This window comes from Streptomyces spectabilis (assembly GCF_008704795.1).
In the GTDB taxonomy this organism is placed as follows: Bacteria; Actinomycetota; Actinomycetes; order Streptomycetales; family Streptomycetaceae; genus Streptomyces; species Streptomyces spectabilis.
Genome location: NZ_CP023690.1, coordinates 5,684,233 through 5,707,157 on the forward strand (window position 1 = coordinate 5,684,233; position 22,925 = coordinate 5,707,157).

The following is a 22,925-nucleotide window of genomic DNA, read 5'->3' on the forward strand; positions in this document are numbered from 1 at the left end:
AGCCGTGATCGGTATCAGTGAGTCCGTGATGCAGTTCCTTCTCGCGTTGATCGTGGTCGGTCCGCTCGTCGGCGCCGTGGCCGCCCTCCTGCCGGCGCCGCCCGGCCTCAAGGGGAAGTCGCCCGACCAGGCCGTGCTGCGCCACGGCGTGACCGTGACCGGCGCCATCCTGCTCGCCGCGATCGTCCTCGCGCTCGGCTTCGACCACGACCACCCGTCGAAGATGCAGGCCACGACCGACATCAGCTGGATCCCCGCACTCGACGTGCGCATCCACCTCGGCATCGACGGCATTTCCCTCCCCCTTCTGGTCCTGACCGCGCTGCTGACCTTCCTGTGCGCGCTGTACAGCTACTTCAAGATGCCTGAGGGCCCGTCACCCAAGGCATTCGTCGCGCTGATCCTCGTGCTCGAGTCCGGCACCCTCGCGACCTTCGCCGTCCTCGATCTGCTGCTGTTCTTCGTCGCGTTCGAGATGGTCCTCATCCCGATGTACTTCCTCATCGCCCGCTGGGGCGGTGCCCAACGCGCTCAGGCGGCCTGGAAGTTCATCCTGTACACGCTGCTCGGCTCCGTCGTGATGCTGCTCGGCCTCCTCCTCATCGGTCTCAGGTCCGGCACGTTCGACATGGTGGCACTCGCCACTGACAATCACTCGGGGTTGACCAAGTCCGTGCAGGTCATCGCCGTTCTGGCGATCGGGATCGGGCTCGCGGTCAAGACGCCGATGTGGCCGCTGCACAGCTGGCTGCCGGACGCCCACACCGCCGCGCCGACCGTCGGCTCGGTCCTGCTGGCCGGTGTCCTGCTGAAGATGGGTACGTACGGGTTCGTCCGGATCCTGCTGCCGATCGCGCCGGACGGCATGCGGACCTTCGCGCCCTACCTCGCCGCCTTCGCCGTCGTCGGGATCATCTACGGATCGCTCGCCTGCCTCGCGCTCGCGCGGCCCGGCGCGAAGGGCGACCTCAAGCGCCTCATCGCGTACTCGTCCGTCGGCCACATGGGCTTCGTGCTGCTCGGCATCTCCACGATGAGCCCGACCGGCGTCAACGGCGCCCTGTTCGCGAACATCGCCCACGGCCTCATCACCGGCCTGCTGTTCTTCCTCGTCGGCGCCCTCAAGGACCGCACCGGCACCAGTGACCTCGACGCCCTCGCCGAGGGGTCAGGCGCCGCCCTCTACGGCAAGGCCCCGCGCCTCGGCGGCCTGCTCGCCTTCGGCGCCGTCGCCTCGCTCGGGCTTCCCGGGCTCGCCGGGTTCTGGGGCGAGATGCTCGCGCTGTTCGGCGCGTTCGACCCGGCCGACGAACTCAGCCGTCCGGCGTACCTCACGTTCATGGCGATCGCCGCCTTCGGCACCCTCCTCACGGCCGCGTACATGCTCGTCGTCGTACGCCGCGTGTGCATGGGCCCGGCCGCCGAGCCCGGCGCGCCCCGGCTCGCCGACGTCCACGGCTACGAGTTCGCCGCCTGGACCCCGCTCGTCGCCCTCACCGTTCTCGCCGGACTCTGGCCCGCGGCCCTCCTCGGCCTCACCGACCCGGCCGTGCAGCAGCTCCTCGCGGGAGGAAAGTCGTGACCGTGGCCCCCACCGACAGCGCCTTCGTCGAGAGCGCGGCCAGCGTCGTCCAGAGCGTCGACTGGCCCGCGATCCTGCCGCCCACCATCACGGCCGTCGTCGCGCTCGCCGTGCTCGTGATCGACCTCTTCGTAGGAGAGCACCGCAAGGCGCTCCTCGGCTGGATCTCCCTCGCGGGCCTGGCCGCCGCCGCGGTCTCCATGCTGCCGATCGCCGGCTCCCACCACCGCGACACCTTCTGTGTCGTCGGCACGGGCGGCACCGTGTGCAGCTACACGGTCGACGAGTTCACCCTCGCCATCCAGCTCCTCGTCCTCGGCGGCGCACTGCTCGCCGGGCTCCTGTCCCTGAGCACCCTCAAGGACGCGCGGGCCGCCAAGAGGGAACTCCCCGAAGGGGAGTTCTGGTTCCTGCTCCTGTCGTCGGTCGCGGGCGCCGTCCTGCTGCCCGCGTCCCGCGACCTCGCCACCCTCGTCGTCGCCCTCGAAGTCGCGTCCCTGCCCGCCTTCGCCCTGGTCGGCCTCAAGCGCGGGGACAAGCGGTCCTCCGAGGCGGCCCTGAAGTTCTTCCTCTCCTCGGTCGCCGCCACCGCGGTGACCCTCCTGGGCGTGAGCTTCGTGTACGCGGCCACGGGCACCCTCTACCTCACCGAGCTCGACGAGAAGCTCGGGCAGGTCGACGGGGAGCTGGAGACGCTCGTCCAGGCCGGTGTCGTGCTCACCCTCGTCGGATTCGCCTTCAAGGTGGCGGCCGTCCCCTTCCACTTCTGGGTACCCGACGCCTACGTAGGCGCGCCGCTGCCCGTCGCCGCGTACCTCTCGGTCGTCGGCAAGGCGGTCGGCTTCACCGGCCTCATCCTCGTCACCGTCGTCGGCTTCCGGTCGTACGACGACGTGTGGGGCCCGGCCATCGCGGCCCTTGCCGCGCTCACCATGACGGCGGGCAACGTCGCCGCCCTCCGGCAGCAGGCCACGCGCGCGTACAGTGCGGTCCGGTTGCTCGCCTGGTCGTCGGTCGCCCAGGCGGGCTACCTCCTGGTGCCGATCGCGTCGGCCGGATTCGACAACGGGAGGGGCGAGGACGACCCCACGGACGCCGTCGGCGCCACCGTCGCGTACGCCCTGATGTACGCCGTCGTGAACCTCGGAGCCTTCGCCGTCGCCGCGCTCGTCGGCCGCACGAAGCGCAAGAACCGCGTCAGCGACTACCGGGGTCTGTACGCCAAGAGTCCGCTGTCCGCCCTGACCCTGGCCTTCTTCCTGCTCTGCCTCGCGGGCCTGCCCCCCGGCATCATCGGCCTCTTCGCGAAGGTCACCGTCTTCTCGGCGGCCGTCGACGCGGGCCTCGGCTGGCTCGCCGTGATCATGGCTGTCAACGTGGTGATCGCGCTGTACTACTACCTCCAGTGGACGGCGCTGCTGTTCCGCGCCCCCGAGGGCGAGCCCGGACGGCACCGGGTCCCCGCCCCCCTCACCGCGGCCATCGCCGCGACCGCGGTGCTCGGCATCGCCCTCTCCGGAGCGCCTCAGCTCGTCCTGAGGTTCACCGACGTCAGTCCGTTCTGACGCCTTCACGGGAGCCGTACCGCCCCGACGCGACGCGTCACCCGGGCGGCCCACAGCGGCTCCGGCGCGCACAAGGGAACTAGCTCCTCCCGCCTGGCGTTGACCAGGAAGGGAGGGTCCACTGAACAGTGGAAGCACCTGCAAACAGAGGGTTCCCCCGCGCACCACCAGGAGGGCGTACCGTGCACCGCCGAACCAACGGGCTGAAAACCGCCGTACTCCTCGGGGGACTGTCGGCACTCATCCTCGTCATCGGCAGTTTCTTCGGGCGTACAGGCCTGGTCATCGCGCTCTTCGTAGCCATCGGGACGAACGCGTACGCGTACTGGAACAGCGACAAGCTGGCCCTGCGTGCCATGCGCGCCCGCCCGGTGAGCGAATTCGAGGCCCCCGAGCTGTACCGCATGGTGCGCGAGCTCTCCACCCAGGCCCGCCAGCCCATGCCCCGCCTGTACATCTCACCCACCGAGGCGCCGAACGCCTTCGCGACGGGCCGCAATCCGCGCAACGCCGCGGTCTGCTGCACGGAGGGCATCCTGCGCATCCTCGACCAGCGCGAGCTGCGCGGCGTCATCGGCCACGAGCTGAGCCATGTCTACAACCGGGACATCCTGATCTCCTCGGTCGCCGGTGCCCTCGCGTCGGTCATCATGTTTCTGGTCAATTTCGCCTGGCTGATTCCCATCGGCAGGTCGAACGACAACGACGGCCCCGGCATCTTCGGCATGCTCCTGATCATGCTGCTCGGCCCGCTGGCGGCGTCCATCATCCAGCTCGCCATCAGCCGCTCCAGGGAGTACGAGGCCGACGCCTCGGGCGCGCAGCTCACCGGCGACCCCCTGGCCCTCGCGAGCGCTTTGCGTAAACTCGACGCCGGTACGAAGCAGTTGCCGCTCCCTCCCGAGCCGCGGCTGGAAACGGCGAGCCACATGATGATCGCGAACCCGTTCCGGCCGGGTCAGGGTATGTCGAAGATGTTCTCCACTCACCCGCCGATGGCGGAGCGCATCGCCCGGCTCGAAAAGATGGCAGGTCGCCCGCGATGAAAGTAGTCCTGAACCTCATTTGGCTCATCCTGTGCGGACTGTGGATGTGCTTCGCCTACCTGGTCGCGGGCGTGATCCTGTGCGTCACGATCATCGGCATCCCGCTGGGCCTCGCCGCCTTCCGTATCGGCCTCTTCGCGCTGTGGCCCTTCGGCCGCAAGGCCGTCGAGCGGTCCGACGCGGGCGCGCCGTCCCTGATCGGCAACGTGGTGTGGCTGATCCTCGCGGGCTGGTGGCTGACCCTCGGTCACATCATCACGGGCGTCCTGCTGTGCGTCACGATCATCGGCATCCCGCTGGGCCTCGCCAACTTCAAGATGATCCCGATCTCCCTGATGCCGCTGGGCCGCGAAATCGTGCCCACGGACGAGCCGTTCGGCGCCCCCGCGGTACGCCCGGCACCCGCCGGTCACCAGGGCTGGTAACCGTCCCCGAAGGAGCGCCCCCGCGCCGTCGACGCGACACCATCGCCTAGGCGGCCAGGCGGCCAGGCGGCCAGGCGGCCAGGCGGCCAGGCGGGTCGCGGCGGCCTGCTGGACGGACTCCTCAGCCCCGCCCCGCCCTCCACCACCGCACCCCATAAACCCCGCTCCCCACCACCAGCACCACCGCCCCCGCCACCACCGAATCCCCCGGCAGCGCGAACGCCAGCACCACGCACCCCGTGGCGCCCACCACCGGCCCCACGCGCGCGCGTGGGGCCCGGCTCAGCGTCCAGGCCGACGCGTTGGCGATCGCGTAGTACACGAGCACCCCGAACGACGAGAAGCCCACGGCGCCGCGTACGTCCACCGTCGTGGCTAGGAGCGCCACCACCGCGCCCACGGCGAGTTCCGCCCGGTGCGGTACCTGGAAGCGGGGGTGCACGGCGGCCAGCGCCCCCGGCAGATGGCGGTCGCGCGCCATGGCGAGCGTCGTCCGCGACACCCCCAGGATCAGCGCGAGCAGCGATCCGAGGGCCGCCACGGCCGCCCCCGCCCGCACCACGGGCACCAGGCCCGGCGCCCCCGCGGCCCGTACGGCGTCCGCCAGCGGAGCCGAAGCCTCCGCGAGCCCTCCCGTCCCCAGGACGGCGAGCACCGCCACGGCCACGCACGCGTACACCGCGAGCGCGATGCCCAGCGCCAGCGGAACCGCGCGCGGAATGGTGCGCGCGGGATCCCGTACCTCCTCGCCGAGCGTCGCCACGCGCGCGTACCCGGCGAAGGCGAAGAACAACAGCCCCGCCGCCTCCAGAACCCCGCCGACCCCGCCGCCGGAAAGCCCCACGTCCACACGGGCCGCGTCGGCCTCGGCGGAGCCCAGGCAGACCGCGACGACCAGCACGAGGACCGCGAGCACCACGGCCACGATCACCCGGGTCAGCCACAGCGACTTCCGTACGCCCAGATAGTTCACGGCCGTCAGCGCCACCACGGCCGCCACCGCGACGCCGTGCGCCTGCGCAGGCCACACGTACGCCCCGACCGTCAGGGCCATGGCCGCGCACGAGGCCGTCTTGCCGACGACGAACGCCCAGCCCGCCAGATAGCCCCAGAACTCCCCGAGCCGCTCCCGCCCGTACACGTACGTCCCGCCGGACGCGGGGTAGCGCGCCGCGAGCCGAGCCGAGGCCACAGCATTGCAGTACGCGACCACGGCGGCCACCGCGAGCGCGATCAGAAGTCCGGACCCGGCCGCGTCCGCCGCGGGCCCGAGGACCGCGAAGATCCCGGCCCCCACCATCGCGCCGAGCCCGATCACCACGGCGTCGCGGACCCCGAGCGTCCGCCGCAGCCCAACAGCCTCCGACGGCCCCCGCCGCCCCGTCCGCCTTGTCATGGGCCCGCACCCTACCGACGCGCGGGAACCGCCCCCGGCCCGCGCGGCGTCCTCCAGGACAACAACGCACGAAAAGGCACGAAAGGTCAGGTCACCGCATGGGTGTCATCAGCTGGATCATTCTGGGCCTCCTCGCCGGTGCCACCGCCAAGCTGCTGCTCCCGGGCCGCGACCCGGGCGGCTTCATCGGCACGACGGTGATCGGCGTAGCGGGCGCCTTCGTGGGCGGCTGGATCTCCGCGCGCTTCCTCGACCGGCCCATAGCCGAGCACTTCTACGACGGCGCCACCTGGATGGCGGCCATCGGCGGCTCGCTCGTCCTGCTCATCGCCTACCGCATCCTCTTCGGCCACTCCCGGCGCTGACTCCGCCGACTGCCCGAAGACGACCGTCCGTAGACGACCACCCGAAGACGTCCCCACCGGTACCTACGGAACACCTACGAGTTCCCCACACAGACCGCAGCCAGCAGCAAGGGCGGGCACCCGATCCGGGTGCCCGCCCCCTTTTGACGTCCTGCGCCCTACCTACCGGTAGTTGACGAACTGGAGCGCGAAGTCGAAGTCCTTGCCCTTCAGGAGGGCGATCACGGTCTGGAGGTCGTCACGGCTCTTGGAGCTGACGCGCAGCTCTTCGCCCTGCACCTGCGCCTTGATGCCCTTGGGGCCCTCGTCGCGGATGATCTTCGCCACCTTCTTCGCGTTGTCCTGGGAGATGCCCTCCTCGATGGACGCGAAGATCTTGTACTCCTTGCCGGACAGCTGCGGCTCGCCCGCGTCCAGCGACTTCAGCGAGATGCCTCGCTTGATCAGCTTGGACTGGAACACGTCGAGGATCGCCTTCACGCGGTCCTCGCCGTTCGCCTCCATCAGGATCTTCTCGCCGGACCACGAGATCGAGGCGCCCGTGCCCTTGAAGTCGTAGCGCTGCGAGATCTCCTTGGCCGTCTGGTTGAGGGCGTTGTCGACCTCCTGCCGCTCGACCTTCGAGACGATGTCGAAACTGGAGTCGGCCATGTCCTGTGGCTCCTTGTATCGGTAACTGCGTACTCAGCGGGTGCACGGCCTTCAGTCGCCGACCGCATCCGCAAAGCCTAGCCACTGCCCCCGCGCGGGGTGCCGATCAATCGGGTGGCGAAGCACCCCCGGGCATCAGGTATCGTTTACGTCGTTGCCACGGAGCGCCGCGAAAGCGGAGCGAGGCAGCAAACCCGGCGGTGTGCCCGAGCGGCCAAAGGGAGCAGACTGTAAATCTGCCGGCTCAGCCTTCCCAGGTTCGAATCCTGGCGCCGCCACGCTGAGAGAGACCCTCTCCGACCTGCGATTACGCAAGGTCGGGGAGGGTCTTTTCGTGTCTCTCGGAGCCTCTTGGTGCAATCGAAAACAGGTGACTTGCCACACAGTGCGGCGCCTGGATTCTGAGGCTGTCCAAGGTCTGGCGCCGACGACCCTGCGCCCCTACGTTCCTCAGCCATGGGCAGGCCCAAGAAGAACAAGCCGCGTCGGCGTCGCCCGGTCGATCAAGGGCCGAGCGGCGGCTACGAGTGCCACGTCGAAGGTGTACGGGTGCGGCGGGCGCGGCGTGGCGAAGGGCGCCGCATCCGAGAAGTGCTGTCGGCGATCGACACCGACTACGAAGATCTCGACTACGCCGCTGACCGGATCGACACAGGTGTCTACGAGACCTCCGGGCCCGGCCTGCGCCGCGCCCTGGTCGCGGAGGCCACGGACGGGCCGAGCGTGGTGGGCGCCCTGCTCGCACTGCCGCCCGGCGCCCTCCTGCACCGGCTCCGCGAGGCCGGAATCCCGCAATCGGCGGTGAACGGGGTGGCCCGCAGCGTCGGGAAGCTCAAGGCCGTGGCCGTCGCGCCGGAGCGCAAAGGCGGCGGTATCGGAGCGGCTCTGGTGCGGGCTTTCGTCGACGAGTACGCCGCGGCCCAGTACGAAGTCGTGTTCGCCCAAGTCGACCTCGACAAGCCCGGCCTGGTCGGTTGGTACGAGCACATGGGCTTCGAGGCGCTGGGCCCCGGAGCGCCCCTGAGGCTGGACCACCACGGGCGGGTGGCCATCTACCCCGAGGACGACGAACAACTCGTCGTGCGCGGCCTTCCGTAGGAGAGCAACTCCGGGCCCGACCGGCCGAAGCGCGCCGCCGGGAGCCGGGAGTCGGGAGCCGGGAGTGGTGCGCGGCGGAAGCGGGCCCCATGGGCACACTGGTGTCATGTCGTCCAGCTCAGCGCGCCGCAGACACTGCCCGGAGTGCCGCCGCGAAATCGCCGTTGTCGGCGGGCGGTTCGCCCGCCATGATCCGCCCGGGCCGCGCGGCGGGGAGGACCTGGTCTCGTGTCCCGGCTCGCGCCGGTTCGCCCAGATCGGTGCCGCGCAGCCCGCGCTCGACGGCTATGTGGTGCCGGAGTTCCCCGGGCAGTTGCCGCTGTTCTGAGGCCCCGTCAGCCGCTGTCGACGGGTCAGTTTCCGGCCACCGACTTCACGGCCACCGACACCGGCGTCGAACCACTGATCAGTTCCAGGGTCAGACCCGCTGTCGCCGGGGTCTCCAGGAGTTCGGCGAGGGCCCCCGCCACGTCGTCGCGGGGGACGGGACCGCGCCCCGTCGACGCCTCCAGACGTACGAGCCCCGTGCCGGCGTCGTCCGTGAGCATCCCGGGCCGCAGGATCGTCCAGTCGAGGGCCGAGCGGCCGCGCACGGCCGCGTCGGCCTCGCCCTTGGCGCGCAGGTACGCGTCGAAGACCTCGTCCCCGGCGTGGTTCGGATCCGCGCCCATCGACGACACCACGATGTACCGGCGCACGCCCGCCCGTTCCGCCGCGTCCGCGAACAGGACGGCGGCCGCGCGGTCCACGGTGTCCTTCCGGGCGGCGTCGCTGCCCGGGCCCGCGCCCGCGGCGAACACGGCCGCGTCCGCGCCCTCCAGGTGCGCCGCGACCTCCTCGACGGACGCCGACTCCAGGTCGCACAGCACCGGCTCGGCACCGGCGTCCCGCAGGTCGGCCTCGTGCGCCGAATTGCGGATGATCCCTACGGCTTCGTCCCCGCGCGCGGCGAGCAGCCGCTCCAGCCGCAGGGCGATCTGTCCATGGCCTCCAGCGATGACAATGCGCATGTCTCCGACGGTACGGCAGATCCGGCCGCTCGGCCTCGGACGGCGCTCACGGCACCCCCGCGCCCCCGTCATACGCGCTCACGGCGCCTCCGCTGCCCCCGTTGTACGCGCTCACGGCGCCCCCGCCGCCACCGTCGTACGCGGTCACGCCCCCCGGCCCTGCCGCGGCAGATCCAGCGCCACCGAGGCCGCGGAGTCGCAGTACTCGCGTACCGCGCTGGTCCGGGCCACCACGCGCCCCCGGTGCACCACCACACGGCTGTACGCCAGGGACAGCGCGCCTTCGAGGCTTTCGCCGCGGACGGCGAGGAGTTCGGCGGGGAAGCCCGCCTCGATCCTGACCGGAGGCAGGCCCATGGCCTCGCGGGCGGCCGAACTCACCGCGGCGTACGCCTCGTCGGGGCGCAGCTCACCGCGCGAGGCCAGGAGGTACGCCGCCTCCAGCGGATCCCCGCGGCCCACCGGGTTCGCGACGTCCCGCAGCGCGCCGCTGCCCGCCGCGACCCGCACCCCGGCGGCCCGCAGCAGGCGCGCCGGAGCCGTGCCGGAGTCGCCCGGCAGGGTGCCGCAGCCGCCCTGCGGCAGGCACACGACCGTCACCCCGGCTGCCGCGAGTTGCTCCGCCGCGCGCGCCGCGACGTCGGACGGCAGCCGCCCCAGACCGCCGCACGGGCCGATCGCCACGCCGGGCCGCAGGCCACCGGCCATCGCGGCGAACCGGCCGAGGCGCGCCGGGTCGCCGCCGTCCGTGTGCAGGTCGACGGGGCGGCCGTACTCCGCCGCGAGGTCGAGGACCGCCTCCGCGTAGCCCGTGGGATCGGGGTCCAGATCCGGGCAGCCCCCCACGACGGAGGCCCCCATCCGCACCGCGTCCCGCAGCATCGCGACCCCGTCGGCCCCGGCCGCGCCCGTCAGGAGCCGCGGCACCGCGACGACGGACAGATCGACGAGCCCGCGCAGCGACCTGCGCGCCTTGAGCACCGCCTCCAGACAGCTCAGGCCCTGCACGTCCCCGACGCGTACGTGCGCGCGCAGCGCCGTCGCGCCGTGCCCGAGCTGGAGCAACGCCGCCTCGGTGGCGCGGGCTTGGACGTCCCGGGCGTCGTACGAGACGGGCCCCTCACGGAGCGCCGACAGCGCGGTGTCGCCGTGGACGTGCGGCTCGGCGGCGGCGGGCAACAGCAGATAGCCGCTCAGGTCCACGCGCGCGGCGTGCGCGCTGAGGCTGCCCGCCGTGCCGACGGCCTCGATGCGTCCGGCGCCGAGCCGGACGTCCACGGTCCTGCCGTCCGTGAGTCGCGCCCCGCAGAGCAGCAGGGCTCCGGACGCGGCGCCGGGCTCGGCGGAGTGGGGCTGCTGCGGCTGACTGTCGGGCATCGCGCTCCTGTGGCTCGTGGGCGGCGCGGACGCGGCTTCGAGGCGCGCAAGATCACGCAGCGTGAGTCGAGCCTAGGACGGCGGTGGCCCCGCTTCGCGGAGGAGCGCAATAGTCGTACCGCTGTGGTGCGGGGCGCCGTGCCGCTCCGCTGCGGGCGTGCTCAGGTGGCTCGGGCGTGCTGGTGCGGGGTCGGCGAGCACAGTTACTGGTGGGGCGCCAGAGGACGCGCGTAGCTGGTGTGGCGCGAGTGTGCCGTGACCGGTCGCGGGGCGTCGCGATGCGTACGAGACGGGCTGATCGGGGCGGCTGCCACGACCCCGGACGGGCCTCGCGAAACGGATTTGGGCGAACGGCTGCCGACCGTGTAATGTCTTCATCGCTCGCCCCAATAGCTCAGTCGGTAGAGCGTCTCCATGGTAAGGAGAAGGTCAACGGTTCGATTCCGTTTTGGGGCTCTGATGTGAAAGGTTCCTCGCTTCGGCGAGGATCTGCATCACATCGCAGCGGTGTAGCTCAGTCGGTAGAGCAAGCGGCTCATAATCGCTGTGTCACCGGTTCAAGTCCGGTCACCGCTACACACAGTAGCCGATTGCGGGGTCGGTCCTTCGATCGGCTACTCTTTATGCGTTCATCCGTCCATCCGTCCGTCATAGGAGCACTCACGTGGCTGCCACCGACGTCCGCCCGAAGATCACGCTGGCCTGCGTGGAGTGCAAGGAGCGGAACTACATCACCAAGAAGAACCGGCGTAACAACCCGGACCGTCTTGAGATGAAGAAGCACTGCCCGCGTTGCAACTCGCACACTGCGCACCGCGAGACGCGATAAAGCACAGGCTAGAGCTGGAGGCCGCCCCCGTTGATTCGGGGGCGGCCTCCAGTCATTTGTAGATCCAGTAGATCCAGAAGAGATCTGCGGGACCCAGTCTTTGTGGATCGCCGGTAGCGTCTCCGCCCGGTCCGGAACTCAGCCTCAGCCCCTGCGCGGCAAGGTCGTGGATCAGTCCGGGCATGCCACCGGTGGAACCGGGCTCGCGAGAATCCGAGCCCGTTGGAACCCAGCTGCAGGAGGTGCCGAGCCATGGCGCTCGACCAGTCCTTCGTCGGGCGGACCTACCCGCCCACCGACCCGTACGAGGTCGGCCGCGAGAAGATCCGCGAGTTCGCGGTCGCGGTGGGCGACGCCAACCCCGCGTACGCCGACCCGGAGGCCGCCAAGGCGCTCGGTCACCGGGACGTCGTCGCCCCGCCGACCTTCGTGTTCGCCATCACGTTCAAGGCCGCGGGCCAGGTCATCGAGGACCCCCAGCTGGGGCTCGACTACAGCCGCGTCGTGCACGGCGACCAGAAGTTCGCGTACACGCGCCCCGTGTACGCCGGCGACCGGCTCACCGTCACCTCGACCATCGAGGCGATCAAGTCGATGGCGGGCAACGACATCCTGGACATCCGCGGTGAGGTCCACGACGAGGCGGGCGAGCACGTGGTGACCGCGTGGACCAAGCTCGTCGCGCGGGCGGCCGGGACCGAGGAGGCGTGAGGCGATGACCGAGAAGATCGCATACGACGACGTCGAGGTCGGCACGGAGCTGCCGGCCCGGACCTTCCCGGTGACGCGCGCCACGCTGGTGCGGTACGCGGGCGCGTCCGGGGACTTCAACCCCATCCACTGGAACGAGAAGTTCGCGGTGGAGGTCGGCCTGCCGGACGTCATCGCGCACGGCATGTTCACCATGGCCGAGGCGATCCGCGTCGTGACCGACTGGACCGGTGACCCGGCCGCCGTCGTCGAGTACGGCGTGCGCTTCACCAAGCCCGTCGTGGTCCCGAACGACGACAAGGGCGCGACGATCGAGGTCAGCGCCAAGGTCGCGGCCAAGCTCGACGACAACAAGGTCCGCGTGGACCTGCTGGCGACCAGCGCCGGACAGAAGGTCCTCGGGATGTCGCGCGCGGTCGTACGGCTGGCCTGAGAAGGCCCGGCCGCGAGACCGCGAGACCAGGTGACGAAGTAAGAAGTAAGGGGCGTCCTCCATTGCGGGCGCCCCTTACGCATGGGGCCCCGACCCCTCTTGACCTAGTTAGTGATTGAGTACTAACTTACTCGCATGGTCAGGATGAGTGCGGAGGAGCGGCGCGAGAGCGTCATCCGGGCGGCGATGAGCGAGTTCGCCCGCGGCGGCTATCACGGGACGTCCACCGAGGCGATCGCGAAGCGCGTCGGGGTCTCGCAGCCGTATCTCTTCCGCCTCTTCCCCGGCAAGAAGGCGATGTTCCTCGCGGCGTCGGCGCGCTGCTGCGAGGAGGTCCGGAAGGTGTTCGAGACCGCGAGCGAGGGGCTCGAAGGCGAAGAGGCCCTGCACTCCATGGCCCGGGCGTACCAGCGCCTCATCGCGGAGGACCCCGACAAGCTGCACATGCAGCTCCAGACGTACGTGGCCGTGTCCGCCGCCGAGGAGGCCGGGGACCACGAGTTCGGCGAGATGGTGCGCGCCGGCTGGATGGAGCTGTGGGAGACCGTGCACCTGCCGCTCGGCGCCGACGTGGGCGAGACGACGGCCTTCCTGGCCTACGGGATGCTGGTCAACGCCCTGTCGGCCATGGGCTTCCCGCCCGAGCACCGGGTGTGGGAGGGGTTCTACGCATCGGCTCAGCCTCCGGAGGAGGTCCGAAGGCCCCGGCTCGCGGGGCAGCCGGAGGATGCGCGGCCCGCGGGTCGGCCCCCGGCGGAGCAGCCGCAGTAAGAGCGATCGTCCGGTTCCCGGGCATTTCTCTGTCCGGGAAAGTTAGTCATCAATTACTAACCAGCACTCAGTATCTGGGGGAGCGATGGAACAGCAAGCAGCACCGCGCGGGGGATTCGTGTGGGCCCTCGTCATCACCAGCGTCGCCGGGTTCATGGCAGCCCTCGACAACCTCGTCGTCACCACCGCGCTGCCCTCCATCCGCGAGGACCTCGGCGGCGGGCTCGAAGACCTGGAATGGACGGTGAGCGCCTACACGCTCACCTTCGCCGTGCTTCTGATGTTCGGCGCGGCCCTGGGGGACCGGTTCGGGCGCCGCAAGCTCTTCGGCATCGGCCTCGCCGTGTTCACCGGCGCCTCCGCGGCGGCCGCCCTCGCGCCCGGCATCGAGGAGCTGATCGCGGCCCGCGCGGTGCAGGGCGTCGGGGCGGCCGTCATGATGCCGCTCACCCTGACCCTGCTCACGGCCGCCGTCCCCGCCGCCAAGCGCGGGATGGCGTACGGGATCTGGGGGGCCGTCAACGGCCTCGCGGTCGCCAGCGGGCCGCTCATCGGCGGCACCCTGACCGAACACGTGTCCTGGCAGTGGATCTTCTGGCTGAACGTTCCGCTGGGCATCGCCCTGCTGCCCCTCGCCCGCCTCCGCCTCACCGAGTCCCACGGCACCGGCGCCCGGCTCGACGCCGCCGGCACCCTGCTCGCCAGCGGTGGCCTCTTCGGCATCGTCTACGCCCTGATCCGCGGCAACATCGACGGCTGGGCCAGCGCGCCCGTCCTGACCGGCCTGATCGCGGGCGGCGCACTCCTCGCCGGATTCGTGCACCACGGCATCCGGAACCCGGCCCCGATGCTGCCCATGCGGCTGTTCCGCAACCGCGCCTTCTCCGCGATCAACGCCGCCAGCCTGCTGATGTTCGTCGGGATGTTCGGCTCGATCTTCCTGCTCGCCCAGTTCCTCCAGGGCGTGCTCGGCTACTCGCCGACCGAGGCGGGCCTCCGGATGCTGCCCTGGACCGGCATGCCGATGATCGTCGCGCCCATCGCCGGATACCTCTCCGACCGCATCGGCGGCCGCCCGATCGTCACCGCGGGCCTCGCACTGCAGGCCGTGGGCCTCGGCTGGTTCGCGCTGATCGTGAGCCCGGACGTGTCGTACGCCGCCCAGCTCCCCGCCCTGATCATCAGCGGGATCGGCATGGCCCTGTTCTTCGCCCCGGCCGCGAGCCTGGTCATGGCCAGCGTCCGGCCCTCCGAGCAGGGCATCGCCTCCGGGGCGAACAACGCGCTGCGCGAAGTGGGCGGCGCGCTCGGCATCGCGGTCCTCGCCTCCGTCTTCTCCGCCCAGGGCGGATACGCGTCGCCGTCGGCGTTCGTGGACGGCCTCCAGCCCGCGCTGTGGGTGGGCGCGGGGGGCGTCGCCCTCGCGGCCGCCGCCGCGGCGCTGCTGCCCCGCCGCCGGCCGGGGCGGACGGACGCCGCCGCTCCGGCGCAGGAGCGGGTGCCGGTCGCCGCGTGAGGCCTTCCCCCGAACCCACCCGCCCTTCCGGCGGGTGGGTTCCCGCGTCCCGGAGGCCCGGCGCCCGGGGGCCGGAGCGGGCCCGCATACCCTGGTGTGCGTGCAGGTACTTCACGACGCCCCCCTCGCCCCGCTGACCACCTTCCGGCTCGGCGGCCCCGCCACCCGCCTCGTCACCGCGACGTCCGACGCCGAGGTGGTCGCCGCCGTCCGCGAGGCCGACGCATCCGGTACGCCGCTGCTGCTCATCGGCGGCGGCAGCAACCTGGTCATCGGCGACAAGGGCTTCGCCGGGACCGCCCTGCGCATCGCCACCACCGGCTTCGCGCTCGACGGCACGACGCTGGAGCTCGCGGCGGGCGAGGTGTGGACGGACGCCGTGGAGAGGACCGTCGCGGCCGGCCTCGCGGGTGTCGAGTGCCTCGCCGGGATCCCCGGCTCCGCGGGCGCGACGCCGATCCAGAACGTGGGCGCGTACGGCCAGGAGGTCTCCCAGACGATCACCGAAGTGGTCGCCTACGACCGCAGGACCGACGAGACGGTCACCCTCGGGAACGAGGAGTGCGGATTCTCGTACCGCCACAGCCGCTTCAAGGCCGACCCCGAGCGCTATGTGGTCCTGCGCGTGCGCTTCGCGCTGGAGGACGCGGACGGCATGAGCGCCCCGATCAGATACGCGGAGACGGCCCGCACGCTCGGTGTCGAGGTCGGCGAACGCGTCCCGGCGGCCGTCGCCCGCGAGACCGTCCTGAAGCTGCGCGCCGGGAAGGGCATGGTGCTCGACGCCGAGGACCACGACAGCTGGTCGGCCGGGTCGTTCTTCACCAACCCGATCCTCACCGACGAGGAGTTCGCCGCCTTCCACGCGCGCGTGGCCGACCGGCTCGGCCCGGACGTCACGCCGCCCGCGTTCCCCGCGGGCGACGGCCGGGTGAAGACCTCCGCCGCCTGGCTCATCGACAGGGCCGGGTTCCCCAAGGGCTACGGCCAGGGCCCCGCCCGCATCTCCACCAAGCACACGCTGGCCCTCACCAACCGCGGCGGCGCCACCACGGACGACCTGCTCGCCCTGGCGCGCGAGGTCGTCGCGGGCGTACGGGACGCCTTCGGGGTCACGCTCGTCAACGAGCCGGTGACGGTGGGCGTCAGCCTGTAGCGCCCCCCCCGGCGGGCCCCAGGGGCCCACCGGCGTTCAGTACGCGACGCCCACGCCCTGCTTCACCGTCGCCGGGTCGTCGATCATCGTCAGCATGGCGTGCGCCACGTCGGCCCGGCCGATCTGCCGCGCGCTGCGCGGATTGTGCCCGACAGCCGTCCGGTACGTGCCCGTCAGCGGCTGGTCGAGGAGGCGCGGCGGACGTACGGACGTCCAGTCCGTCGCGCTGCGCGCCAGCTCGCCCTCCATGGCGCGCAGATCCGCGTACACCGCCTTGAAGACCCTGCTCACCACGGCCATCGTGGCGCGGTCGAGGAGCGGATCGCGCTCCGCCGCCCGGCCCAGCGGTGCCGCGCTCACCAGCAGCAGGCGGCGCACACCCACCGCCTCCATGGCGCGCAGCACGGGCACGGTCAGGCGCGTGGCGATGCCCGCACGCGCGTCCGCGTTTCCGCGCGCCCCCAGACCGGAGAGCACCGCGTCCCGGCCCGCCACGGCCCCGCGCAGCTCCCTCGCGTCCGTGAGGTCGGACCGGACCACCTCCAGGCGGTCCCCGGCCGCCGTGAGGCGCGCCGGATCGCGCACCACCGCCGTGACCTCGTGCCCCGCCGCGAGGCCCTGCCGGACGATCTCCCCGCCGATGCCGCCGCTCGCCCCGAACACCGTGATCCTCATCGCGCCCTCCAGGTGGGTAAGTATTCACTCACCACTAGGGTGAGTATGTACTCACCCTCTCGTCAAGCCCGGTAGGACGGTTCATGGAACAGCAGGCACGGCAACGGCCCACGCGCGAACGCATCCTCGACGCGGCCCACGAGCTCATGGTCACGCTCGGCCTCGCCCGGGCCACCACCAAGGAGATCGCGAAGGCCGCGGGCTGCTCGGAGGCCGCGCTCTACAAGCACTTCGCGAGCAAGGAGGACCTGTTCGTCGATGTCCTCCAGGAGCGGCTGCCCCGCCTCGGCCCCCTCCTGCGCCGCCTCATCGAAGAGCCGGGGGAGCGCACCGTCGAGCAGAACCTCACCGAGATCGCCGTCCTGGCCTGCGAGTTCTACGCACAGAGCTTCCCGGTCGCCGCCTCCTTGTACGCGGAGACGAAGCTCAAGCGCCGCCACGACGACGCCATGCGCGAGCGCGGCATGGGCCCTCACATGCCCATCGAGGCCCTGGACGCCTATCTGCGCGCCGAGCGCGACGCGGGCCGCATCGCCCCCGACGCCGACACCTTCGCCGCGGCCTCGCTCCTCCTGGGCGCCTGCGCCCAGCGCGCCTTCGCCTACGACGCCACGGTCGGCAAGCGGCCCCCGCGGCCCGTCGACGCCTTCGCCGCGGGCCTCGCCCGCACGCTCCTCGCCGGCGTCAGCCGCTGATCCACCCGTCGATCCCGGCGAGCAGCTTCTCCTGTAGGCCGGCGGGGGCGGCCGAGCCGCGCACCGACTGCCGGGCGAGCTCGGCCAGTTCGGCGTCGGTGAAGCCGTGGTGGTGCCGCGCGATCTCGTACTGCGCGGCGAGCCGCGAGCCGAACAGGAGCGGGTCGTCGGCCCCGAGCGCCATCGGCACCCCGGCGTCGTACAGCGTGCGCAGGGGCACGTCCTCGGGCTTCTCGTAGACACCGAGCGCCACGTTCGACGCCGGGCACACCTCGCAGGTCACGCCCCGTTCGGCGAGCTTCTTCAGGAGCCGCGGGTCCTCGGCGGCGCGCACGCCGTGGCCGATGCGCCGGGCGTGCAGGTCGTCCAGGCAGTCGCGCACCGAGGAGGGGCCCGTCAGTTCGCCGCCGTGCGGGGCCGCGAGGAGGCCGCCCTCCCGCGCGATGGCGAAGGCCCGGTCGAAGTCCCGCGCCATGCCGCGCCGCTCGTCGTTCGACAGGCCGAAGCCGACGATGCCGCGGTCGGCGTACCGGACCGCGAGCCGGGCGAGCGTGCGCGCGTCCAGCGGGTGCTTCATGCGGTTCGCGGCGACCAGGACGCGCATGCCGAGGCCGGTCTCGCGCGAGGCGCTGTCGACGGCGTCCAGGATGACTTCCAGGGCGGGGATGAGCCCGCCGAGCCGGGGAGCGTACGACGTCGGGTCGACCTGGATCTCCAGCCAACCGGAACCGTCCCGGAGGTCCTCCTGCGCGGCCTCCCGCACCAGCCGCTGGATGTCCTCCGGCTCGCGCAGACAGGACCGCGCGATGTCGTAGAGCCGCTGGAAGCGGAACCAGCCGCGCTCGTCGGTGGCGCGCAGCTTCGGCGGGGTCCCGCTGGTCAGCGCGGCCGGCAGGTGGACGCCGTACTTGTCCGCGAGCTCCAGGAGTGTGGAGGGCCGCATCGACCCGGTGAAGTGCAGGTGCAGATGGGCTTTGGGCAGCTCGCTGACGTCTCGTACACGCTCCATTCCAGGATCTTGCCGTACGCACCCCCGGTCCCGGTAGCCGCTTTTTCCCACGAGGTACGCCACCGAACGAAGAAACGGACCCAGCGCACCATGTGGTGCACTGGGTCCGCCGCACGCGGGTGCCTCAGTCGCGGGCCTCCGCCAGCAGCTTCTGGATCCGCGAGACGCCCTCGACGAGGTCCTCGTCACCCAGGGCGTACGACAGGCGCAGATAGCCCGGCGTGCCGAAGGCCTCGCCCGGGACGACCGCGACCTCGACCTCGTCGAGGATCAGCGCGGCCAGCTCGACGCTGTCCTGCGGGCGCTTGCCGCGGATCTCCTTGCCGATGAGGCCCTTCACCGACGGGTACGCGTAGAAGGCGCCCTCGGGCTCGGGGCAGAGGACGCCGTCGATCTCGTTCAGCATCCGCACGATCGTCTTGCGGCGGCGGTCGAAGGCCTCGCGCATCTTCTCGACGGCCGTCAGATCGCCGGAGACGGCGGCGATGGCGGCGGCCTGCGCGACGTTGGAGACGTTGGAGGTGGCGTGCGACTGGAGGTTCGTCGCGGCCTTCACCACGTCCTTCGGGCCGATGATCCACCCCACGCGCCAGCCGGTCATCGCGTACGTCTTCGCGACGCCGTTCACCACGATGCACTTGTCGCGCAGCTCGGGCAGCAGGGCGGGCAGGGACGTGAACTCCGCGTCCCCGTAGACCAGGTGCTCGTAGATCTCGTCGGTCAGGACCCACAGGCCGTGCTCGTGCGCCCAGCGGCCGATGGCCTCCGCGTCCTCGCGGCTGTAGACCGCGCCCGTCGGGTTCGACGGCGACACGAAGAGGACGACCTTGGTCTTCTCCGTGCGGGCGGCTTCAAGCTGCTCGACCGAGACGCGGTAGCCGGTGGTCTCGTCGGCGACGACGTCGACCGGGACGCCGCCCGCGAGACGGATCGACTCCGGGTACGTCGTCCAGTACGGCGCCGGGACGATGACCTCGTCGCCCGGGTCGAGGATCGCGGCGAAGGCCTCGTAGATGGCCTGCTTGCCGCCGTTGGTGACCAGGATCTGGGAGACCTCGGGCTCGTAGCCGGAGTCGCGCAGCGTCTTCGCGGCGATCGCGGCCTTCAGCTCGGGCAGGCCGCCCGCCGGGGTGTACCGGTGGTACTTCGGGTTCTTGCAGGCCTCGACGGCCGCCTCGACGATGTAGTCCGGGGTCGGGAAGTCGGGCTCGCCCGCGCCGAAACCGATCACCGGGCGCCCGGCGGCCTTGAGGGCCTTGGCCTTGGCGTCGACGGCGAGGGTCGCGGACTCGGAGATCGCGCCGATGCGGGCGGAGACCCGGCGCTCGGTGGGTGGAGTGACAGCGCTCATGCGCCCATCGTTCCAGACCTCGCGGGGCCCGGGCACACGGGTTTGCCGGACCCGTGATCACCTCCGGATCGACCGGCGGGACCCGAGCTGTTCGACGGGGCGCTCCGGACCACGTACACTCACTCGTCGTTGGCCCTCACCGGCCGCTCCTTCCACCGCACTCCGTGCACAGGGTCGGATGCGGTAGGTTGGGGGAAATCAAAGGGTCGTAGCTCAATTGGTAGAGCACTGGTCTCCAAAACCAGCGGTTGGGGGTTCAAGTCCCTCCGGCCCTGCTACACACACCTTCGCCAGGATGTGTGCGCATGTACGTACTGCAATGCACCGCCGTGCGGCTCAACCGGGCGCGGCACGGCCACGACCCGGAATCAGGTGAGGACGAGTGACGGACGCCGTGGGCTCCATCGACATGCCTGATGCCCAGGACGAGGCGCCGGAGTCCCAGAAGAAGGCCCGCAAGGGCGGCAAGCGCGGCAAGAAGGGCCCCCTGGGCCGTCTCGCGCTCTTCTACCGCCAGATCGTCGCCGAGCTCCGCAAGGTCGTCTGGCCCACCCGGAACCAGCTCACGACGTACACCACCGTCGTGATCGTCTTCGTCGTCATCATGATCGGTCTCGTGACCGTGATTGACTACGGCTTCAGCCACCTCATCAAGTACATCTTCGGCTAGGCCGAAAGCGAAGGGCGCCGTGCCAGGCGCCCCTTTCGCGCGTTCCACCCCCTTGTATCCAGGAAGAAGCAGCCACCGTGTCTGACCCGAACCTGAACGACGCCATCGAGTCGGCGGAGTCCGTGGAGGACCAGATCGACATCGTCGAGGCGGCGGACGCCGTGGACCCGGACGAGGTCGAGGCTGCCGACGCCGCCGCCGGTGAGGCTGCCGAAGAGGCCGCTGTGCACGAGGACGACGAGGCCGAGGCCGTCGCGGAGACCGACGAGGACGCCGCTGCCGCCGAGCTCGTCGAGGACGACGCCGAGGAAGAGACCGAGGCCGAGGCTGAGATCGACGCCGAGGTCGAGGAGGCGGAGCCCGCCGCGCCCGTCGATCCCGTCGCCGCCCTCCGTGACGAGCTGCGCGGTCTGCCCGGCGAGTGGTACGTCATCCACACCTACGCCGGTTACGAGAACCGCGTGAAGACCAACCTCGAGCAGCGCGCCGTCTCGCTGAACGTCGAGGACTACATCTTCCAGGCCGAGGTGCCCCAGGAAGAGGTCGTCCAGATCAAGAACGGCGACCGCAAGACGATCCGCCAGAACAAGCTCCCCGGCTACGTCCTGGTCCGCATGGACCTGACGAACGAGTCCTGGGGCGTCGTCCGCAACACCCCCGGCGTCACCGGCTTCGTGGGCAACGCCTACGACCCGTACCCGCTGACCCTGGACGAGATCGTCAAGATGCTCGCCCCGGAGGCCGAGGAGAAGGCCGCCCGCGAGGCCGCCGAGGCCGAGGGCAAGCCCGCTCCGGCCCGCAAGGTCACCGTCGAGGTCCTGGACTTCGAGGTCGGCGACTCGGTCACCGTCACCGACGGCCCGTTCGCCACGCTCCAGGCGACCATCAACGAGATCAACGCCGACTCGAAGAAGGTCAAGGGCCTCGTCGAGATCTTCGGCCGCGAGACCCCGGTCGAGCTCAGCTTCGACCAGATCCAGAAGAACTGACGCGACGCTCTTCCGACAGGGCCCCCGACCAGCGGTCTTCCGCAGGTCGGGGGCCCTGTCGCATGCCCGGCCGCACCCCTGTGCGGAGCAAATGTGTTCCGCACCACAACCATCCGGCGGGTCGGGCCGTCTGACCTGATAGACGGAACCGCCCGGCCCTCCCGCCGCTCTCCACGACTCACCACCCACGCCCAAGGGGATTTCTGCACCCCTGGCGCGGCGATTTGTGGTGCTCTGCTGCGGTATGGCCGGATGGGCTCACTCACCACGAGCAAGGGGACACCTCATGAGAGCTCGCAAGACCGCGATCGCCGCCTCTGCCTGTGCCTTCGTCCTGGTCAGCGGCGGTGCCGCGGTCGCCGGCACCGGCCCGGCTCCCGCGCCCGACGCCCGCAGGGCCGCGCCCCAGTCGACGGCGCCCTCCGCGGACGGCAACCCGAGGAGCGCCAAGGCACAGGCCGCGGGGGTCTGTGCCGACGCCTACCAGATCGGGACCACGGCCTACATCGACCGGAACGGCGCGCACGCGGCGTCCGTCAAGCAGTTCTACTCGCCCTCGTGCAAGAAGAACTACGGCTACGTGTGGGTGTGGAAGAGCTTCCGCGACAAGATCAAGGACTACGACGTCAGCACCGGCGTCTACAGCTACACCCGGGACGAGATCCTCGGCCAGGACTGGTGGAACCGCACCAACAGCGCGGAGTTCTGGTCGCTGCCCGCGGCCACCGCCGCCGAGTGCACCGCGGCCATCGGCCAGCTGCGCGCTCCCGGTGATCCGCTGCCGGGCCAGGCGCTGACGTCCAAGCGCTGCTGAGGCCGGGGCCGCCCTCGAACGCGGGGGCCGGCTCTCAAGTGCCCGCTCGGCGGGGGGCGCCCTCCCGGCCCTCGTCGAGCGGGGCCGCGGCACGTCCGTGGGCCCGTCACACGGGGGCGGGCCCACGGGCCTGCTCGGGGTCGGTTTGGGCCCCGGCGCGTTACCCGTTATCGTAGGGCGGTATGCCTCTATCCAGATGATCCAGACGATCGTGTGACGGTCGTCGCGGAATGCCGCAGGATCACGGCGGATGAGGCTGCTCAACACTCTCACTAGGACCCGGAGAGAGCAATGCCTCCCAAGAAGAAGAAGGTCACGGGGCTGATCAAGCTCCAGATCCAGGCCGGCGCCGCCAACCCGGCCCCGCCTGTCGGCCCCGCGCTGGGCCAGCACGGCGTGAACATCATGGAGTTCTGCAAGGCCTACAACGCCGCGACCGAGTCGCAGCGTGGCTGGGTGATCCCGGTGGAGATCACGGTCTACGAAGACCGTTCCTTCACCTTCATCACCAAGACCCCGCCGGCCGCGAAGATGATCCTCAAGGCCGCGGGCGTGGAGAAGGGCTCCGGCGAGCCGCACAAGACCAAGGTCGCCAAGATCACCGAGGCGCAGGTCCGCGAGATCGCCACCACCAAGATGCCGGACCTCAACGCGAACGACCTGGACGCCGCGTCGAAGATCATCGCCGGTACCGCCCGCTCCATGGGCATCACGGTCGAGGGCTGACCTCACCCCCGTACGACCTGAGTGGCAGGGCCAGCGCCGGCCCGGACCACGAACTCCAACCTGAA

General features: G+C 71.1%; 25 protein-coding genes and 4 tRNA genes. 22 read left to right on the top strand and 7 right to left on the bottom strand.

Going from position 1 to position 22,925, the window contains the following annotated elements:
* The first annotated feature begins 4 nt into the window (after window positions 1-4).
* The 4 genes from CP982_RS24965 to CP982_RS24980 all read left to right on the top strand — a co-directional run bounded on the left by CP982_RS24965 (window position 5) and on the right by CP982_RS24980 (window position 4,618).
* Window positions 5-1,582 (top strand): complex I subunit 4 family protein, encoded by a 1,578-nt coding sequence (locus tag CP982_RS24965; RefSeq protein WP_150512558.1) that lies wholly within the window; start codon window positions 5-7, stop codon window positions 1,580-1,582.
* Window positions 1,579-3,147 carry an NADH-quinone oxidoreductase subunit N gene (locus CP982_RS24970; protein ID WP_229879050.1) on the top strand — a complete coding sequence of 523 codons (1,569 nt, stop codon included), beginning with the start codon at window positions 1,579-1,581 and terminating at the stop codon, window positions 3,145-3,147. Before CP982_RS24965 ends, CP982_RS24970 begins: the two co-directional genes overlap by 4 nt.
* Before the next feature lie 182 nt (window positions 3,148-3,329).
* Window positions 3,330-4,193, top strand: coding sequence for a zinc metalloprotease HtpX (htpX, locus tag CP982_RS24975; protein WP_150512559.1), 864 nt, complete (start codon window positions 3,330-3,332; stop codon window positions 4,191-4,193).
* Window positions 4,190-4,618, top strand: coding sequence for a YccF domain-containing protein (locus tag CP982_RS24980; protein ID WP_150512560.1), 429 nt, complete (start codon window positions 4,190-4,192; stop codon window positions 4,616-4,618). Before htpX ends, CP982_RS24980 begins: the two co-directional genes overlap by 4 nt.
* Window positions 4,619-4,739: 121 nt before the next feature.
* On the opposite strand, the gene CP982_RS24985 is transcribed toward CP982_RS24980, so the two are convergent.
* Window positions 4,740-6,014: an APC family permease gene (locus tag CP982_RS24985; RefSeq protein WP_150512561.1), complete on the bottom strand. Its 1,275-nt coding sequence runs from the start codon at window positions 6,012-6,014 to the stop codon at window positions 4,740-4,742.
* Window positions 6,015-6,112: 98 nt separating this feature from the next.
* Here CP982_RS24985 and CP982_RS24990 point away from each other — a divergent pair, with 98 nt between their 5' ends.
* Entirely contained in the window at window positions 6,113-6,379 is a 267-nt protein-coding gene (locus CP982_RS24990) for a GlsB/YeaQ/YmgE family stress response membrane protein (RefSeq protein WP_150512562.1), read from the top strand.
* A gap of 162 nt (window positions 6,380-6,541) precedes the next feature.
* On the opposite strand, the gene CP982_RS24995 is transcribed toward CP982_RS24990, so the two are convergent.
* Window positions 6,542-7,030, bottom strand: coding sequence for a YajQ family cyclic di-GMP-binding protein (locus CP982_RS24995; protein ID WP_030684979.1), 489 nt, complete (start codon window positions 7,028-7,030; stop codon window positions 6,542-6,544).
* Between the two features lie 196 nt (window positions 7,031-7,226).
* On the opposite strand from CP982_RS24995, the gene CP982_RS25000 reads away from it, so the two are divergent.
* The 3 genes from CP982_RS25000 to CP982_RS25010 all read left to right on the top strand — a co-directional run bounded on the left by CP982_RS25000 (window position 7,227) and on the right by CP982_RS25010 (window position 8,456).
* Window positions 7,227-7,308: transfer RNA gene (locus CP982_RS25000), tRNA-Tyr, on the top strand.
* Window positions 7,309-7,486: 178 nt separating this feature from the next.
* On the top strand, window positions 7,487-8,128 hold the full coding sequence (locus CP982_RS25005; RefSeq protein ID WP_150512563.1) for a GNAT family N-acetyltransferase: 642 nt from the start codon (window positions 7,487-7,489) through the stop codon (window positions 8,126-8,128).
* Between the two features lie 106 nt (window positions 8,129-8,234).
* Window positions 8,235-8,456, top strand: coding sequence for a hypothetical protein (locus tag CP982_RS25010; protein ID WP_030684982.1), 222 nt, complete (start codon window positions 8,235-8,237; stop codon window positions 8,454-8,456).
* A gap of 25 nt (window positions 8,457-8,481) precedes the next feature.
* Here CP982_RS25010 and CP982_RS25015 read toward each other — a convergent pair whose 3' ends face one another.
* Window positions 8,482-9,138 carry an NAD(P)H-binding protein gene (locus tag CP982_RS25015; RefSeq protein WP_150512564.1) on the bottom strand — a complete coding sequence of 219 codons (657 nt, stop codon included), beginning with the start codon at window positions 9,136-9,138 and terminating at the stop codon, window positions 8,482-8,484.
* 144 nt (window positions 9,139-9,282) lie between these two features.
* A complete protein-coding gene (locus CP982_RS25020; protein ID WP_150512565.1) occupies window positions 9,283-10,515 on the bottom strand; it encodes an amidohydrolase family protein in 1,233 nt (410 codons plus the stop codon).
* Between the two features lie 383 nt (window positions 10,516-10,898).
* On the opposite strand from CP982_RS25020, the gene CP982_RS25025 reads away from it, so the two are divergent.
* The 8 genes from CP982_RS25025 (at window position 10,899) to CP982_RS25060 (ending at window position 15,931) form a co-directional block, all read left to right on the top strand.
* A tRNA-Thr gene (locus CP982_RS25025) sits at window positions 10,899-10,971 on the top strand.
* 47 nt (window positions 10,972-11,018) lie between these two features.
* Window positions 11,019-11,091: transfer RNA gene (locus tag CP982_RS25030), tRNA-Met, on the top strand.
* Between the two features lie 88 nt (window positions 11,092-11,179).
* Window positions 11,180-11,344 (top strand): 50S ribosomal protein L33, encoded by a 165-nt coding sequence (gene rpmG, locus CP982_RS25035; protein ID WP_003956487.1) that lies wholly within the window; start codon window positions 11,180-11,182, stop codon window positions 11,342-11,344.
* 252 nt (window positions 11,345-11,596) lie between these two features.
* A complete protein-coding gene (locus tag CP982_RS25040) occupies window positions 11,597-12,055 on the top strand; it encodes a MaoC family dehydratase N-terminal domain-containing protein (RefSeq protein ID WP_144320439.1) in 459 nt (152 codons plus the stop codon).
* 4 nt (window positions 12,056-12,059) lie between these two features.
* Complete coding sequence (locus CP982_RS25045; protein WP_150512566.1) at window positions 12,060-12,488, top strand: MaoC family dehydratase; 429 nt, start codon at window positions 12,060-12,062, stop codon at window positions 12,486-12,488.
* A 135-nt stretch (window positions 12,489-12,623) separates the two neighbouring features.
* Window positions 12,624-13,259 carry a TetR/AcrR family transcriptional regulator gene (locus CP982_RS25050; RefSeq protein ID WP_150512567.1) on the top strand — a complete coding sequence of 212 codons (636 nt, stop codon included), beginning with the start codon at window positions 12,624-12,626 and terminating at the stop codon, window positions 13,257-13,259.
* 85 nt (window positions 13,260-13,344) lie between these two features.
* Complete coding sequence (locus tag CP982_RS25055; RefSeq protein WP_150512568.1) at window positions 13,345-14,775, top strand: DHA2 family efflux MFS transporter permease subunit; 1,431 nt, start codon at window positions 13,345-13,347, stop codon at window positions 14,773-14,775.
* A 100-nt stretch (window positions 14,776-14,875) separates the two neighbouring features.
* On the top strand, window positions 14,876-15,931 hold the full coding sequence (locus CP982_RS25060; RefSeq protein ID WP_150512569.1) for a UDP-N-acetylmuramate dehydrogenase: 1,056 nt from the start codon (window positions 14,876-14,878) through the stop codon (window positions 15,929-15,931).
* 36 nt (window positions 15,932-15,967) lie between these two features.
* On the opposite strand, the gene CP982_RS25065 is transcribed toward CP982_RS25060, so the two are convergent.
* On the bottom strand, window positions 15,968-16,606 hold the full coding sequence (locus tag CP982_RS25065) for an NAD(P)-dependent oxidoreductase (RefSeq protein ID WP_150512570.1): 639 nt from the start codon (window positions 16,604-16,606) through the stop codon (window positions 15,968-15,970).
* A gap of 83 nt (window positions 16,607-16,689) precedes the next feature.
* Here CP982_RS25065 and CP982_RS25070 point away from each other — a divergent pair, with 83 nt between their 5' ends.
* Window positions 16,690-17,301, top strand: coding sequence for a TetR/AcrR family transcriptional regulator (locus CP982_RS25070; RefSeq protein WP_150512571.1), 612 nt, complete (start codon window positions 16,690-16,692; stop codon window positions 17,299-17,301).
* On the opposite strand, the gene CP982_RS25075 is transcribed toward CP982_RS25070, so the two are convergent.
* Window positions 17,291-18,310 (bottom strand): adenosine deaminase, encoded by a 1,020-nt coding sequence (locus CP982_RS25075; RefSeq protein ID WP_150512572.1) that lies wholly within the window; start codon window positions 18,308-18,310, stop codon window positions 17,291-17,293. The genes CP982_RS25070 and CP982_RS25075 overlap by 11 nt on opposite strands.
* Window positions 18,311-18,434: 124 nt before the next feature.
* Window positions 18,435-19,661 carry a pyridoxal phosphate-dependent aminotransferase gene (locus CP982_RS25080; protein WP_030685517.1) on the bottom strand — a complete coding sequence of 409 codons (1,227 nt, stop codon included), beginning with the start codon at window positions 19,659-19,661 and terminating at the stop codon, window positions 18,435-18,437.
* 202 nt (window positions 19,662-19,863) lie between these two features.
* Here CP982_RS25080 and CP982_RS25085 point away from each other — a divergent pair.
* From CP982_RS25085 to rplK, 5 genes are all read left to right on the top strand, one after another.
* A tRNA-Trp gene (locus CP982_RS25085) sits at window positions 19,864-19,936 on the top strand.
* A gap of 107 nt (window positions 19,937-20,043) precedes the next feature.
* A complete protein-coding gene (gene secE, locus CP982_RS25090; RefSeq protein ID WP_150512573.1) occupies window positions 20,044-20,331 on the top strand; it encodes a preprotein translocase subunit SecE in 288 nt (95 codons plus the stop codon).
* A 77-nt stretch (window positions 20,332-20,408) separates the two neighbouring features.
* Window positions 20,409-21,320 carry a transcription termination/antitermination protein NusG gene (gene nusG / locus CP982_RS25095; protein WP_150512574.1) on the top strand — a complete coding sequence of 304 codons (912 nt, stop codon included), beginning with the start codon at window positions 20,409-20,411 and terminating at the stop codon, window positions 21,318-21,320.
* A 286-nt stretch (window positions 21,321-21,606) separates the two neighbouring features.
* The gene (locus tag CP982_RS25100; protein ID WP_150512575.1) at window positions 21,607-22,134 is read left to right on the top strand and encodes a hypothetical protein; all 528 of its coding nucleotides are present in this window, start codon (window positions 21,607-21,609) and stop codon (window positions 22,132-22,134) included.
* A gap of 291 nt (window positions 22,135-22,425) precedes the next feature.
* The gene (gene rplK / locus CP982_RS25105; protein ID WP_016645192.1) at window positions 22,426-22,860 is read left to right on the top strand and encodes a 50S ribosomal protein L11; all 435 of its coding nucleotides are present in this window, start codon (window positions 22,426-22,428) and stop codon (window positions 22,858-22,860) included.
* Window positions 22,861-22,925 lie beyond the last annotated feature (65 nt).